Here is a 13,404-nt window from a genome sequence, read left to right as displayed (position 1 = left end):
CGATGCGGTCATCGCGCCGTCCCTCTTAGCTGTATCGTCACATAATCCTCCGTCAGCGCGATCGAGGCCTCGGCGCCGACACGCGTCGAGCCGAGACTCTGGCGGATGTAGAGCCCGTCGATCATCGCGGCCACGCCCTCGGCGATATGTTCCGCGACATCGGCTGGGCAGAGCGGCTTCAGATTGGCAACGAGGTTGGAGCGCAGGCGCCTCGAGTAGATGACGAGGAAGCGGCGCGTTTCTTCCGAGCGTTGCGCCTCGGCATAGAAGGCAAGCCAGGCGGCGATCGTCTGCGGCGCGAACTGGTCGGCGTGGAAGCTGACGCGGATCACCGCCGAAAGCCGCGCGCGGGGCGTGCAGGCTGCCTTCAAAGCCGTCACCGCGTCGTCGCGCAACTGCTTTAGAAGCGAGCGGATCGTCTCGATCAGCAACTGCTCCTTGCTGCCGAAATAGTGGTGCGCGAGGGCCGGTGAAACGCCGGCCTGCTTGGCGATTTCGGACATGGTGACGCTGAGCGAGCCGTGATCCCCGATCACGCGCAGCGCTGCATCGACGAGCGCCTTGCGGCGCATCGGTTCCATTCCGACTTTCGGCACGGTCTTTCTCCTGCAATACGGCCAGCATAATTTTGATTGACTGATCAATCAATAAAAATCTGATTGCCTTTTCCGTAAGATATCTCTTTCCATCCGCCGTTTCTGCGCCATACTCATTGAACAACCGGGAGGTGCATGATGACAGACATGTCCAATGAAATGCCTTCGTCCTCCGCGCTGCGGTCGAAATGGGTTTGGTTCGTGGTGCTCGGCGCGCTGCTGATCGTCTTCGGCGCCATCGCCGCCGCCAATGTCTTCCTCGCTACCGTCGTATCCGTCTATTACGTCGGCCTGCTTATGCTGGTCGGCGGCATCGTCTATCTCGCCCACGCCTTTCAGGTGCGCGAGTGGGAGCAGCTTTTGTTCTGGGCGCTGAGCGGTGTTCTCTATGTGCTGGCCGGCGTCTTCGCCTTCATGAATCCCATTCTGGCATCGGCGGCGCTCACGTTGTTTCTGGCCATGGCCTTGCTGGTGGCGGGCATCTTCCGCGTCTTCGTCGGCTGGCGCATGCGCCCGTCGAGGGGTTGGGGCTGGGTGCTCTTGAGCGGCCTGATCACGGCGCTCGCGGGCTTCGTCATCGTGCTCGGCTGGCCGGTCAACAGCCTGTGGATTCTCGGCCTGTTCCTCGCCTGCGATCTGCTGCTGCAGGGCTGGTCGATGCTCGCATTCGGCCTCGCCATCCGCCGCTGATTGTGCCCGCTATTCACAGCCTGTTCATCACGCACTGTTTCTTTTTTGACAAGAATGTGAGCGGGGACTAAAATTAGACAGATGGCAGAGGTCGCAAACGTGTGAAAGCGACGCTGCTCGAAGCCCAGCACCCGCGACCGGAAGGGCGGCCGAAGCGAGTGTGTATCCGTTCCTCGACCGGGCAGGCGTCTGCCCGACGAGGCGATGGGAGACCACGAGGCAATGGGAGTGATGTCATGCCGATGGTAACCGTTTCCATCTCTCCGCTGCAGGCGGCCGATATCCGCGCGGCGATCGACGATGGCACTTATGTTTCCAGCAGCGAGGTTGTGCGTGAAGCCCTCCGGCTGTGGGATGCCGCCCGCAAGGTCGATGGCCTGCCGAAAACGCGCGATTGCGCCCCCGCCGATGCCAGATGCGTCGCCGACATGTTCGCCGACCACGAGCATCGCCGCTCCGCCTGAAGGCGGGCATGTGCATCGCCGCCGCTTGGCGCGGCGGTGGCGGCATGCATTTGATAAAACGCCAGTTTTCACAAAAGCTTCACATTGGTGAAAGTGTTCGTTGACGCTTCGCCCATAGTCTCCGCGCGAAAAATTATAATTATAAATGCCGTATAGTGGAGAATGGCATGTCTTTGGCTGCCACCGTAGAACCCGCCCTTATTCGTCGCTACACCAGCGATCAAATCATTACCCTCGCCAAACTCGTTATCGAAAACGCCTTCCAGCCGATCGTCGAAGCCAGCACCGGTGTTGCCTTCGGCTATGAATCGCTGATGCGCGGCCAGGAGCGCCTGGGCTTCAATTCGCCGCTCGAAATTCTGGACGAGGCCCAGCGCGGCGATCAGCTGCTGCAACTCGAGCAGATGGTGGCGAGCCGCGCGCTCGCCAAGTTCGCGTCACTACCGAATTTCGCCACCGCGACGCTGTTCCTCAATCTCGATGTCCGCCTCATTCCGCATGGCGAGCAGCTGGTGGAAAACCTGCTGCAGCATCTGAAGCTCGCCAATATCCCGCCATCCTCGATCTGCTTCGAATTCTCCGAGCGCTTCGACAACACCTCGGTTCCCGAATTCGCCGCACTGGTGTCGCTGCTGCGCAAGCGCGGCTTCAAGCTGGCGATCGACGATTTCGGCGTCGGCCATGGCGAGATGAAGCTGCTCTGCGATCATCCGGTGGATTACCTGAAGATCGACCGCTACTTCATCGCCGATATCGATGGCAGCCCGCGCAAGCGTCACCTGTTGAAGAACATCGTCCACATCGCCCATGTGCTTGGCACCCGCGTGATTGCCGAGGGCATCGAGACCGAAGCCGAGTTCATCACCTGCCGCGAGTATGGTGTGGATCTCGTGCAGGGCTGGTTCATCTCGCGCCCGACCACGCATGTCTCCGAACTGGTGCCGTCATTCCCGCACCTTCAGGAACTCGGCAAGAGCAAGCGCAACAACCAGTCGCTCGACGAAATCCTCATCCGCAAGCAGATCGAAGTGTTGCCGACGGTATACGAGAACGACACGATCGACAGCGTCTTCGAGGTCTTCCGCCGCCATCCGCAGAATGCCTTCTTCCCGGTTCTGAACGCCAATGGCGAGCCGCGCGGCATCCTGCACGAGCGCCATCTCAAGGAATATATCTACCAGCCATTCGGCCGCGACCTCCTGAAGAACAAGGTCTATGAGCGCACCATCTCGCACTTCGTCGAAATGGCGCCGATCGTCGGGCTGGATTCCGATGCCGAGCAGCTGATGACCATCTTCGCCAACATGGAAGGCGCCAACTGCCTGTTGCTCACCGAAAACATGCGTTATGCCGGCGTCGTCTCCGCCGCCTCGCTGATCAAGGTGATGAACGAGAAGAAGCTGAAGACGGCGCAGGACCAGAACCCGCTGACCGGCATTCCCGGCAACCACGCCATCCGCGATTTCATGCGCGAGGCGAGCCGCGACAGCGACGAGACCCGTCACTTCTGCTATTGCGATTTCGACAACTTCAAGCCCTTCAACGATGCCTATGGCTTCCACCTCGGCGACCACGCGATCTCGCTCTTCGCAGCGCTGATGCGGCGCTACTTCTTCGCCGAGCGCCATTTCCTCGGCCATGTCGGCGGCGATGACTTCTTCATCGGCGTGCAGGGCTGGACCAAGGAGGAGCTCACGGAAATTCTCGATCGGTTGATCGGCGATTTCCACGACGATGCTCAGGATCTCTATTCCGAGATCGACCGCGCCGCCGGCCGCATCCGCGGCCACGACCGCGCCGGCGTCGAAGCCTTCTTCCCGCTGATGCGCTGCTCGATCGGCGTTCTGGAACTTCCCAAGGGCCTCGTCATAGACGACATCAGCCGCGTCTCCGCCGCCATTGCCCATATCAAGGCATTGGCCAAGGAAAGCGCGGAAGGTCTGGTCTTCCATCGGCTGGGCGAGGCGAATTGACGCTACGGCGTTTCCGCCCTTCTCAACGCGGCGGGGCTGAACTATCTCACTGCTATCCGAATGAGGAGACCGGTGATGTCTTTGCCTGCGCATATGCGTTTTGTCGATTTGCCCCGCTTCGGCGCCCCTGACGTGATGACCCTATCGAGCGGGCCGTTGCCCGTGGCGGGCGAGGGGCAGATCCTCGTGCGCACCCAGGCGATCGGCGTCAACCGTCCCGATGTCGCGCAGCGCCAGGGAACCTATCCGCCACCGAAGGACGCAAGCCCGATCCTCGGCCTTGAAATCGCAGGCGAAGTGGTCGCGATCGGCCCCGGCGTCAGCGGCTATACAGTCGGCGACAAGGTCTGCGGCCTCACCAATGGCGGCGCCTATGCCGAATATTGCCTCATTCCCTCAGGCCAGGCACTGCGCTTCCCGAGAGGTTATGATGCCGTCCAGGCGGCAGCACTCCCCGAAAACTACTTCACGGTCTGGGCCAACATGTTCCAGATGGCGGGCCTGACCGAAGGTGAGAAGGTGCTCATCCACGGCGGCACCAGCGGCATCGGCACAACCGCGATCCAGCTTGCCCGCGCCTTCGGCGCAGAGGTCTATGCGACCGCAGGCTCGCAGGAAAAATGCGACGCCTGCGTCAAGCTCGGCGCGAAGCGCGCCATCAACTACAAGACCGAGGATTTCGCCGAGGTGATCAAGGCCGAGACCGGCCAGGGCGTCGACATCATCCTCGATATGATCGGCGCCGCCTATTTCGAGAAGAACCTCGCCTCGCTGGCGAAGGACGGTTGCCTTTCGATCATCGCCTTCCTCGGCGGCGCGGTTGCCGAAACGGCCAACCTCGCGCCGATCATGGTCAAGCGGCTGACGGTGACGGGCTCCACGCTGCGCCCGCGCACGCCGGAAGAAAAGCGCGCCATCCGCGACGATCTCCTGTCGCAGGTCTGGCCGCTGCTCGACGAGGGCAAGCTTGCCCCCGTGATCCACAAGACCTTCGCCTTCGAGGATGTCGTCGAAGCCCACAAGCTGATGGAATCGAGCAGCCACATCGGCAAGATCATGCTGCGCGTCTGACGATCACGCCGCTTGTGTCGCTTGCGTCTCGTTGCCGGACTTCTGGATCGACAGCGAGATCAGGATCGTCACGATCCCGGGCAGCGCCATCAGCACGAACAGCCAATGCGCCGCGGATATGCCGCCGGCAACGCCGCCCGGCGCAAGCAGGCCGGTGCTGTTGACGATGACGCCCGCGAAGGCTGCGCCGAATGCGCTTCCGAGCGATTGCACGGTGGTGATTGCCGCCGAGGCCTTGTCCTGCTCCGATGTCGCGACGAGGCGCAGCACCTTGGTCACCAGATGTGCCCAGCCGAGCCCGACCCCAAACCCCATGAGGAACATGAAGACGACGGCCGGCGCGAGCAGTGCGATGCTGCCTGCCTGATTGTCTCGTGCCAGGAAGATCGCCAGCGCCGCGACCGCAACCGTCTCGATCACGCAGCCGATAACGATCGCGCGGCCGGCGCGGGGACCGGAGAACGAGGCGCTGAGGAACGCGGCCACCGTCCAGCCGAGCGCGACGAGCGCCGTGAGGTATCCCGATTCCAGCGGGCTGACATTGTGCAGGGATTGCAGGAAGTAGGGGATGTAGATGTCGCTGGTCAGCACCAGGATCAGCAGAAACATCATCAGGTAGACGCGAGAAATCGGCATGCTGAGCGTAACGGCGCCTGTCGGCAGCAGGCGGTTCTCACTTCGCCGCTCTATGCCAAGCATGGCGACCACGGCGATAAGCGATGCCGCAACCAGCAGCGCTTTCGATTGCGTCGCCTCGATTGTGCCGGCGATGCTGACCAGGAGCACGGCCGCCAGGAGCAGCGCGATCTGCGTGATCGGCGTGCGCCCGGGAGCCCGGTCGTCATGCGCCGACGGCAGCAGCACGGGCGCAAGGATAGCCATGAGCACGCTCACGGGAACGAGCAGCATGAATGCGTGGCGCCAGGTGCTGCCATCGGAGAACAGGCCGCCAAGGCTCGGGCCGAGCAGCGTCGCCACGCCCCAGATCGCCGCATAGAGCGTCGAGGCCTTGCGCCACAGGTGTTCGGGATAGGCAAAGCGGATGAATGCATAGGCAAGCCCGCCGAGTGCGCCGGCTCCAAATCCCTGCACGGCGCGTCCGGCCAGGATCACCTGCATCGAGGGAGCCAGCGCGCAGATCAGGCTGCCGGCCGCAAACATCAGTGCGCCGGCCACGTAAACCGTGCGCAGGCCGATGCCGCGCGGCCGCATGGCGACGAAGATGGATCCGAGCACGGCAGCCGCGACGAACAGCGTGGTGACCCACGAGAGCAGCTCCAGCCCGCCGATATCGCGCACGATCGATGGCGCGATGGTCGCCATGATATAGGCCTCGACCGCATAGAGCGTCACGCCGCCGCCGAGCATCAGCGTGGCTGCCAAGACCGGTCTGGAAAAGAGATGGAAGACGGAGGAGCGCTCCGTCGCGACGTCGTCGATGCTGCTCATGCGGAATGCCTTGAATGTTTCCTGGAACGTTTTTGGGAAAGTTTTTTACAAGTTATAGCTTGGAAAAAATACACGGCTGCGTTATTAAAGCAAGAACAAGCTTGGAAAAATATCAGCCTATGCGCCAATCATCAGCCAACCGAATTCTGATGCTGCTCAAGACCGAAGGGCCGCAACTCCTATCGGCCATCGGCGAGGCGCTGTCCATCTCCGGCGAGGCCGCGCGCCAGCAACTGGCGAAGATGGCCGAGGAGGGACTGGTAGAACCCGTTTCCGAGCCCGCGCCGGGCAGGGGCCGCCCCCGTCAGCTCTGGCACCTGACACCATCAGGCAACGCCCGCTTCCCGGACCGCCACGCCGAACTGACCGCGACGCTTCTCGCAACCATGGTCCAGAGCCTCGGCCCCCAGGCGCTCGACACCGTCATCGCCGCCCGCGAGGCCGAAACGTTGGCACGCTATCGCAGCGAGATCACGGCAGAAGATCTCCCCACCCGCGTCCGCCAGCTGGCAGGCATCCGCACCGACGAAGGCTACATGGCCGACAGCTGGCAGGAAGAGGACGGCTCGCTGCTATTGATCGAAAACCACTGCCCGATCTGCGCCGCCGCCACCGCCTGCGCCGGCTTCTGCCGCTCCGAACTCGAAACCTTCCGCAGCATCCTCGGTGCGGACGTCGAGCGCGAGGAACACATCCTCCACGGCGCCCGCCGCTGTGCGTATCGGATTAGCGGGGGCTAGCGGATTGCTGCAGCTGCTGCTTTTCAGCCTCCACGAATAGCAGCAGCAATATCGCGGCAACGCCGACACCGGCCGCCAGCAAGGCGGTTCCGGAATAGCTTGTGAAGCTTGTTCCCAGGGCGAAAATTCCCGCGCTGACGCCGTTCGCCGCAAAGGTATTGACCGAGATGAGGGATGTGCCGAGCCCTGGCCGATCGGCAATCAGGTCCTGTAGGTAGGTGATGGGCACGCTCAGGATCGCCGCGCAACCGCAGGCGTTGACGACGACGAGCGCATAGATTTGCCACGGCGCGGTAACGAGGCTGAGCATCACCAGATAGACGCAATAGATCAGCGTCCCGGTAGCCAGGATATGGACGCTGCGAAAACGCCGCTGCAATGCGCCCCACATCAGCATGAAGGGCATTTCCAGGAACGCGACCATGCCGGCTGTGATGCCCACATCCGCGACGCTGCCGCCGGCATCATGAGTGATGATCAGCGGCGACACCACGCTGCTCAACCGCTGCAGGCCCAGCATCATCGACAAGATGCCGACCCGCATCAGCACGCGCGGCGAGAAGACGCGCGCGAGCGAACTGAAGAAGCCAACCTGTTGCGAGGACAACGCATCTCGCTTTGGCTCTGCCTTCGCCAGGAAGAGGTACAGGCAGAAGCAGACGAGGCTTGCCAGCCCGGCAATGCCGTAGGCCGGCGTCATCGAGTGCGCGCTGACGAGATAGAGGCCGATCAAACCCGGCGCCAGCGCCCATGACCCGGAAAACAGCGCCCGTACCGTCGAAGTGATCGCGGCCGCCTTGCCGCGATCCATGGTGTTTGTTGCCGCGCGGATGCTCGCTAAAAGCACCGAATAGGTCGCGTTGCTGATCGGGATGAACAGCAGCACGCCGATCATGAAGGCGGCCGTGTTGCGGAACGCGTAGATCATCCCGAAGCCGATCATGCCGCTTACCGACAGTGCCAGCACCAGCAGCCTGCGGTCGCCGAGCTTGTCGGACCAGATGCCGAGCGTCAGGCTGGTCACGACATTGATAAGGGCGGCGGCGAAGATCAGTATCGAATAGGCGTGATCCGACATGCCGAGTTCGGTAATTCCGATGATGGATTGATACGGCATGGTTGAGGCATAGGTGAAGGCAAGCGTCACAAGCGTCAGCGACGGAATGCGTATTCGTTGATCGCGGAGAATGGACGAGAAGGCGGATGACATGCGGCGACTCCAGTTGCCGAAAGTCTAGACCCGCACCACCTGATTGCAACCTCGTGTCCGCGATGGCGTTCATTCAATTATGTGATCGATGTTTTGACCCTAAAGCCCGATACGCCCGATCGCCGGGATCTTCACTCCGGGATTGGCAACATCGATGCCGGCGACCAGGCCCATGAAGTGCACTTCGAAGCCGCTGCGCCGGCCGGCGGCGATGCCGATCAGGCCGTAGAGCGTCGCATGCATGTCGCGCCCGTCGGCATCGATCGCAAACATCCGCCCATCGCTGAGGTAGTCGCGCCCGACCGCATCGGGCGGCAGCACCGTGTCGAGATCGGGCACCGTGCGCAGCACATGCGCGACGAAGCTGTTGGAATTCGGCCCCGGATAGATCCGGTAGTCGCCGACGCCGGCATAGGGATAGGACTGGATCGCGGCCTCGACGGCCGGAATGAGCCTCTGGGCCTCGTCGCCCGAGATTTCCTTCACGATATGAGGCGTGTTGGAATACCAGTAGGCGTCCGCGACATAGTTGTTGCGGCGGATCGGCGAGCCCCAGCCTACCTTGTCGTAGCGATTGTAGGTCGCGTCGCCCTTGGCCTTGGTGACGATCCACGAGTGGCTGGCGACCGCGCCTTTCAGCCCGCCGGTGCTGGCCGACATGATGTAGATCTTGGCGTCGCCATTGGCATCAGCCCTAGGCAGCACGCCCGACGTGCCCCATTCGGCCTCCCGCCATGAGCTCGGATGGTTCTGCAGCGACCACCACCCGGCCGATGCCAGGGCCGGCAGCAGATAGACGACAAGGATGAGAAGAAGGAGCCGTTTGAGATGACGCATGAAACGCCGGGGACCTTTGCTGACGTGCGGTTGCGGTCAAGGATGTGACGAGCAAGATGGCGCAATTGCGCCGCTCTTTTTCAACATGAACCCGATTGCTTTATCGCGCCCATCATTTATGCGTGACAGCCTGTTCAGAATATCAGGATGAGCTCATGACCAATCCCGTCACCGTTGAAGTCACCCGCGGCGCGCGCGTCGAAAGCCGGCATCGCGGCGCCGTCATCGCGGTCGATGGCGACGGCAAGGTCGTCTTCTCGCTTGGTGATGTCGAAGCGCCCACCTTTCCGCGTTCGGCCTGCAAGGCGATGCAGGCGCTGCCGCTGGTCGAAAGCGGCGCCGCCGAGGCCTACGGTTTCGGCGACAAGGAACTGGCGCTCGCCTGCTCCTCGCACAATGGCGAGGACGAGCATGTCGCGGTCGCAGCCTCGATGCTGGCGCGCGCCGGCCGCGATGTCGAAACGCTCGAATGCGGCGGCCACTGGTCGTCGAGCCAGAAAGTGCTGATCCATCAGGCCCGCACGATGGAGAAGCCGACGGCGCTGCACAACAATTGCTCCGGCAAGCACTCCGGCTTCGTCTGCACCTGCGTCCACCAGGGCGTCGATCCCAAGGGCTATATCGGCTACGACCACCCGCTGCAGCGCGAAATCCGCGCCACCATGGAAAGCCTGACCGGCGCCGTGCTCGGCCACGACAATTGCGGCACCGACGGCTGCTCGATCCCGACTTACGCCGTGCCGCTGAAGGGGCTGGCCCATGGCTTCGCCAGGATGGCGACCGGCAACGGCCTGGAACCATTGCGCGCGAAAGCTTCGCGCCGGCTCTTCGATGCCTGCATGGCCGAGCCCTTCTATGTCGCCGGCACCGGCCGCTTCTGCACGAAGCTGATGCAGTTGGCCCCCGGCCACATCTTCGCGAAGACCGGTGCCGAGGGCGTCTTCTGCGCCGCCATTCCGGACCAGGGCATCTCGATCGCCGTCAAATGCGACGACGGCCACGCGCGCGCCGCCGAAAGCATGGTTGCCGCAGCCCTTGCCCGCTTCTTCGACAAGGATAGCGCCATCGGCGTCGGTCTGGCCGATCTCGCGACTTCAAGCATGCACAACTGGAATGGTATTCACGTCGGCGACATTCGCGCGGCGGCGGTACTCTCCGACTAAAGCGTGCCGGAACGATACATTCCAAATATCAAAGATAGTCGTCTCTAATATATGCGAAACTGAACCGGATGACGGCGCGTGCGCTTTTATCCGGTTAAGCTACTCTTGGCGCAGTACATCGATTGCCATGAGGGCAGGATATGTTTGCAGGCCGCTATCTCTGGTGGATGCTGATCGCTCTGGCGGTCTTCCTGTTCTTTGCCATGAGCTTCGATTACGTCACCTGGGCAACGGTCGCGACATCGAGTTGCGCGCGGGTGGCCGGCTCCTGCGGCCCGCTGATCCTCATGATGACCGGCACGATCAAGCCCATCGGCTACTACATCGCCGGCGGCATCATCCTCGTCATCACCTTCGCCCGCATTCGCCACATCGGCATGAGCTGGCTCTGGTGCCTCTTCGTGCTCGTCCTCTTTGGCGCCTCGGCGCCATTTCCGCTTCTGCTCGCCAATGTCTGGACCGGTCAGATGAACTCGGAAATGGTGATGGAGAACCTACCGGTGGCCTTCCCCTTCCTCGTGGTGTTCTGCACCTATATCGGCTGGTCGTTCGAGGATGGAGGGGGCAGGCCGCTCGGCCCCTGGCGCTGGCTGCGCGTCGCGATCCGGCTCTCGGCCCTGTATGGCGCCATGATAGCGCTCGCGCAGACACCCGCTTTCGCCTGGATGCCCGGCCGGCTGCTCGACATGCCCGCGCTCTCGGTCCTGCTGGCCAGCTGGCAGCCGAAGCTGGAGACGGCGCTCACGCTTGGCGCATTGGATGATCGGCTGGCCTATCTCGCCCTTGCCGTCTTCTCGACAGCACTCGCGGCAAGCCTGTTCGGCCCCCGTATCGAGACCCTTGGCGCCCGCCTGATGACGCCCTTCATGCTGAAAGGATCGCGCCGTTGAGGCTGCGATAGGGCGCAAGCTGCGCCTCGTCGATATCATCAGGCACGATCAATCCCGAGACGGAAGCGACCGGCAGAACCTGGCAGGCGGAGGCCCGGTCGAGCTTGTCCGCCGTCAGCAGCACATAGGTCTCGATCGCGCATCCCGCGATATGCCGCTTGAGCGCGGCCTCCTCGAAATCCCCCGTCGACAGCCCGTGCACCGGATGCGCCGCCGTCACGCCCAGAAAGAACAGGTCCGGCCGCAGCTGCGATATCGCGGCCATCGCGATGGCGCCGACGGCCACCATCGAATGCTTGTAGAGCTTGCCGCCGATCAGGATCACCTCGGCGCTCGGATGATGCTCGAGCTCTGCGGCGATCGTCGGGCTGTGGGTGACGATGGTGACCGATAGCCCGCGCGGCAGCTGTCGGGCGATCTCGGCCGTCGTCGTGCCGCCGTCGAGAAACACCAGCTGGCCCGGCTTGATCAGGCCGATCGCTCTTGCCGCAAGCCGCTGCTTGGCGTCCCGCGATACATCCTTGCGGGTCGTAAAATCGGGCAGCTCCGGCGAGAGCGGCATCGCGCCGCCATGCACGCGCTTCAAGAGCCCCTCGGCCGCCATCTCGCGAAGGTCGCGACGGATCGTGTCTTCCGACACCGAAAGGTCCTCCGCCACCCGCTTGGCGATCACCTGGCCGTCGCGGCGCAGCAGGTCGAGGATCAATGTCTTGCGTTGGGAGGTCAGCATAAGGCTCACGAAGTTGAATGAATTTTCTTGAGTTTGCACGAAATGATTCGACAATCAAGAAATATCATGCATTTTCACGCAATCCCGTGCATGAGACCGGGAGTTGAGGAGAAGAGACATGTTGATCTTGATTGCGGGCCCCTATCGTTCGGGAACCGGTGACGATCCGGCGAAGATGGCGGCCAACCTGCAGCGGCTGGAAGCGCCGTCGCACGCTTTGTTCGAGGCCGGCCATGTGCCGATGATCGGCGAATGGGTCGCCCTGCCGGTCTGGCATGCCGCCGGCGGCAAGAGCGTGGGCGATGATCTCTACGAGCGGATATTCCATCCCGCCGCCGGCCGCCTGCTGCAACTGTGCGAAGGCGTGCTGCGGCTGGAAGGCGAATCCAAGGGCGCCGACAACGATGTCCGCATCGCGAACGAACGCGGCATTCCCGTCTGGTACCGTCTGGAAGACGTGCCGGGCTGCGCCAAGGCCGCTTGAAGCTACGCCAGACAAACCGGGGAGGCCGCGCATGCGGTCTCTCTTTCTCTCTCGCAATCCGTCGTGCACGCTCTATGCTGACAAAACAGGAGTGGTCATGCTGACATTGTATTTCGCGCCCGGCGCATGTTCCCGCGCCAGCCTCATTGCGCTCGAGGAATCGGGCCTTCCCTTCGAAGCGAAGCGGGTCGATACCGCCAATGGCGAGCAGCGCTCCGAAGCCTATCGGGCAATCAATCCCAAGGGCCGCGTTCCGGCGCTTGCGACCGAAAAGGGCGTGCTCACCGAAACGCCGGCGATCCTCGCCTATATCGCCGCCATCGCGCCGGCGGCCGGCCTCGCGCCGCTCGACGACCCCTTCGAATTCGCCCGCCTGCAGGCCTTCAACAGCTACATCTGCTCGACGGTGCATGTGAACCACGCGCACGGCCGCCGCGCCAGCCGCTGGGCCGGTGACGTTGCGGCGCATGAGGCGATGAAGGCCAAGGTGCCCGAGACCATGGCAGAGAGCTTCGCGCTGATCGAAGACGGCATGTTCGCCGGTCCCTGGGTGATGGGCGAACGCTACTCCGTCGCCGATCCCTATCTCTTCGTCATGACCGGCTGGCTGCCGAGCGACGATGTCGACCCGGCGCGCTTCCCGAAGGTGGCTGACCACTACGCCCGCATGCTGGAGCGCCCGGCCGTGCAGCGCGCGCTCGCCCAAGAAAAGTCGTAAGCCGCGTCAACGCTGGTAATTTGCCGAAAGCTTCTTCGGCGCGCGCAGTCGCCACGCGCCGATCAGCCGATCCGTCAGTTCCGCATCGCCGATGACGTCGATGCGCACGGGCAGATACTGCCAGCCGACATAATGCGGTGTCTGAAAATAGATCTCGGGCGCCATCGAAAGGAGCGCCTCTTTCTCGTCGAGCGAAATCGAGATCACGATCGTCTCGTTGTCCTTCACGGCCACGAAGGACTTGCCGCCGACCTTCAGCGCGTGATTGCCGTAGGACGTACCTTCCTCGACGCCGGGCAGTTTCGCCTCGGCCACAAGCCGCAGCAGCCGCTTGAAGATCGCGTCGATATCCTCGGCCATGCATCCTCCCCGTCCTCGTCAGGGAGAGA

Annotated in this window: 15 protein-coding genes; 9 read left to right on the top strand and 6 right to left on the bottom strand. The window is 62.8% G+C overall.

Features of this window, described 5'->3' with window-relative positions:
- Positions 1–8 precede the first annotated feature (8 nt).
- Positions 9–596, bottom strand: a complete 588-nt coding sequence (gene betI, locus AC1DOG_RS17900; protein WP_477929899.1) for a transcriptional regulator BetI — start codon at positions 594–596, stop codon at positions 9–11.
- Between the two features lie 138 nt (positions 597–734).
- Here betI and AC1DOG_RS17895 point away from each other — a divergent pair, with 138 nt between their 5' ends.
- The 4 genes from AC1DOG_RS17895 (at position 735) to AC1DOG_RS17880 (ending at position 4,794) form a co-directional block, all read left to right on the top strand.
- A complete protein-coding gene (locus AC1DOG_RS17895) occupies positions 735–1,286 on the top strand; it encodes an HdeD family acid-resistance protein (protein WP_112982258.1) in 552 nt (183 codons plus the stop codon).
- A 236-nt stretch (positions 1,287–1,522) separates the two neighbouring features.
- Positions 1,523–1,750 carry a ribbon-helix-helix domain-containing protein gene (locus AC1DOG_RS17890; RefSeq protein ID WP_477929896.1) on the top strand — a complete coding sequence of 76 codons (228 nt, stop codon included), beginning with the start codon at positions 1,523–1,525 and terminating at the stop codon, positions 1,748–1,750.
- A gap of 167 nt (positions 1,751–1,917) precedes the next feature.
- On the top strand, positions 1,918–3,723 hold the full coding sequence (locus tag AC1DOG_RS17885; protein ID WP_477929894.1) for an EAL domain-containing protein: 1,806 nt from the start codon (positions 1,918–1,920) through the stop codon (positions 3,721–3,723).
- A gap of 75 nt (positions 3,724–3,798) precedes the next feature.
- Positions 3,799–4,794: an NAD(P)H-quinone oxidoreductase gene (locus AC1DOG_RS17880; RefSeq protein WP_477929892.1), complete on the top strand. Its 996-nt coding sequence runs from the start codon at positions 3,799–3,801 to the stop codon at positions 4,792–4,794.
- 3 nt (positions 4,795–4,797) lie between these two features.
- Here the strand turns inward: AC1DOG_RS17880 and AC1DOG_RS17875 are convergent, their stop codons facing one another.
- Positions 4,798–6,243 (bottom strand): MFS transporter, encoded by a 1,446-nt coding sequence (locus AC1DOG_RS17875; RefSeq protein WP_477929890.1) that lies wholly within the window; start codon positions 6,241–6,243, stop codon positions 4,798–4,800.
- A gap of 119 nt (positions 6,244–6,362) precedes the next feature.
- On the opposite strand from AC1DOG_RS17875, the gene AC1DOG_RS17870 reads away from it, so the two are divergent.
- Complete coding sequence (locus tag AC1DOG_RS17870) at positions 6,363–6,983, top strand: helix-turn-helix transcriptional regulator (protein WP_477929888.1); 621 nt, start codon at positions 6,363–6,365, stop codon at positions 6,981–6,983.
- On the opposite strand, the gene AC1DOG_RS17865 is transcribed toward AC1DOG_RS17870, so the two are convergent.
- Together AC1DOG_RS17865 and AC1DOG_RS17860 are read right to left on the bottom strand one after the other, a co-directional pair.
- Positions 6,970–8,193: an MFS transporter gene (locus AC1DOG_RS17865; RefSeq protein ID WP_477929886.1), complete on the bottom strand. Its 1,224-nt coding sequence runs from the start codon at positions 8,191–8,193 to the stop codon at positions 6,970–6,972. The genes AC1DOG_RS17870 and AC1DOG_RS17865 overlap by 14 nt on opposite strands.
- Before the next feature lie 99 nt (positions 8,194–8,292).
- Positions 8,293–9,030: a DUF3750 domain-containing protein gene (locus AC1DOG_RS17860; RefSeq protein WP_477929884.1), complete on the bottom strand. Its 738-nt coding sequence runs from the start codon at positions 9,028–9,030 to the stop codon at positions 8,293–8,295.
- A gap of 155 nt (positions 9,031–9,185) precedes the next feature.
- Here AC1DOG_RS17860 and AC1DOG_RS17855 point away from each other — a divergent pair, with 155 nt between their 5' ends.
- On the top strand, positions 9,186–10,193 hold the full coding sequence (locus tag AC1DOG_RS17855; protein ID WP_477929882.1) for an asparaginase: 1,008 nt from the start codon (positions 9,186–9,188) through the stop codon (positions 10,191–10,193).
- Positions 10,194–10,333: 140 nt separating this feature from the next.
- Positions 10,334–11,083 (top strand): hypothetical protein, encoded by a 750-nt coding sequence (locus AC1DOG_RS17850; protein ID WP_477929880.1) that lies wholly within the window; start codon positions 10,334–10,336, stop codon positions 11,081–11,083.
- Here AC1DOG_RS17850 and AC1DOG_RS17845 read toward each other — a convergent pair.
- Complete coding sequence (locus tag AC1DOG_RS17845; protein ID WP_477929878.1) at positions 11,058–11,813, bottom strand: DeoR/GlpR family DNA-binding transcription regulator; 756 nt, start codon at positions 11,811–11,813, stop codon at positions 11,058–11,060. The genes AC1DOG_RS17850 and AC1DOG_RS17845 overlap by 26 nt on opposite strands.
- 118 nt (positions 11,814–11,931) lie before the next feature.
- Here AC1DOG_RS17845 and AC1DOG_RS17840 point away from each other — a divergent pair, with 118 nt between their 5' ends.
- Positions 11,932–12,297, top strand: a complete 366-nt coding sequence (locus tag AC1DOG_RS17840; RefSeq protein WP_477929876.1) for a DUF4406 domain-containing protein — start codon at positions 11,932–11,934, stop codon at positions 12,295–12,297.
- Between the two features lie 97 nt (positions 12,298–12,394).
- A complete protein-coding gene (locus AC1DOG_RS17835) occupies positions 12,395–13,015 on the top strand; it encodes a glutathione S-transferase family protein (RefSeq protein ID WP_477929874.1) in 621 nt (206 codons plus the stop codon).
- 6 nt (positions 13,016–13,021) lie between these two features.
- Here the strand turns inward: AC1DOG_RS17835 and AC1DOG_RS17830 are convergent, their stop codons facing one another.
- Complete coding sequence (locus AC1DOG_RS17830; RefSeq protein ID WP_477929872.1) at positions 13,022–13,375, bottom strand: MmcQ/YjbR family DNA-binding protein; 354 nt, start codon at positions 13,373–13,375, stop codon at positions 13,022–13,024.
- Positions 13,376–13,404: the final 29 nt, after the last annotated feature.

Source organism: Rhizobium sp. 01N48 (genome assembly GCF_056399145.1).
The sequence above is the reverse complement of the archived record's forward strand: the minus strand, read 5'-3'. Positions and strand labels throughout refer to the sequence as shown.

What these genes read in the sequence shown, in the direction of transcription:
- AC1DOG_RS17895 (WP_112982258.1), top strand. Translation starts at nt 735, where the DNA reads ATGACAGACATGTCCAATGAAATGCCTTCGTCCTCCGCGCTGCGGTCG.
- AC1DOG_RS17890 (WP_477929896.1), top strand. Translation starts at nt 1,523, where the DNA reads ATGCCGATGGTAACCGTTTCCATCTCTCCGCTGCAGGCGGCCGATATC.
- AC1DOG_RS17885 (WP_477929894.1), top strand. Translation starts at nt 1,918, where the DNA reads ATGTCTTTGGCTGCCACCGTAGAACCCGCCCTTATTCGTCGCTACACC.
- AC1DOG_RS17880 (WP_477929892.1), top strand. Translation starts at nt 3,799, where the DNA reads ATGTCTTTGCCTGCGCATATGCGTTTTGTCGATTTGCCCCGCTTCGGC.
- AC1DOG_RS17875 (WP_477929890.1), bottom strand. Translation starts at nt 6,243, where the DNA reads ATGAGCAGCATCGACGACGTCGCGACGGAGCGCTCCTCCGTCTTCCAT.
- AC1DOG_RS17870 (WP_477929888.1), top strand. Translation starts at nt 6,363, where the DNA reads ATGCGCCAATCATCAGCCAACCGAATTCTGATGCTGCTCAAGACCGAA.
- AC1DOG_RS17865 (WP_477929886.1), bottom strand. Translation starts at nt 8,193, where the DNA reads ATGTCATCCGCCTTCTCGTCCATTCTCCGCGATCAACGAATACGCATT.
- AC1DOG_RS17860 (WP_477929884.1), bottom strand. Translation starts at nt 9,030, where the DNA reads ATGCGTCATCTCAAACGGCTCCTTCTTCTCATCCTTGTCGTCTATCTG.
- AC1DOG_RS17855 (WP_477929882.1), top strand. Translation starts at nt 9,186, where the DNA reads ATGACCAATCCCGTCACCGTTGAAGTCACCCGCGGCGCGCGCGTCGAA.
- AC1DOG_RS17850 (WP_477929880.1), top strand. Translation starts at nt 10,334, where the DNA reads ATGTTTGCAGGCCGCTATCTCTGGTGGATGCTGATCGCTCTGGCGGTC.
- AC1DOG_RS17845 (WP_477929878.1), bottom strand. Translation starts at nt 11,813, where the DNA reads ATGCTGACCTCCCAACGCAAGACATTGATCCTCGACCTGCTGCGCCGC.
- AC1DOG_RS17840 (WP_477929876.1), top strand. Translation starts at nt 11,932, where the DNA reads ATGTTGATCTTGATTGCGGGCCCCTATCGTTCGGGAACCGGTGACGAT.
- AC1DOG_RS17835 (WP_477929874.1), top strand. Translation starts at nt 12,395, where the DNA reads ATGCTGACATTGTATTTCGCGCCCGGCGCATGTTCCCGCGCCAGCCTC.
- AC1DOG_RS17830 (WP_477929872.1), bottom strand. Translation starts at nt 13,375, where the DNA reads ATGGCCGAGGATATCGACGCGATCTTCAAGCGGCTGCTGCGGCTTGTG.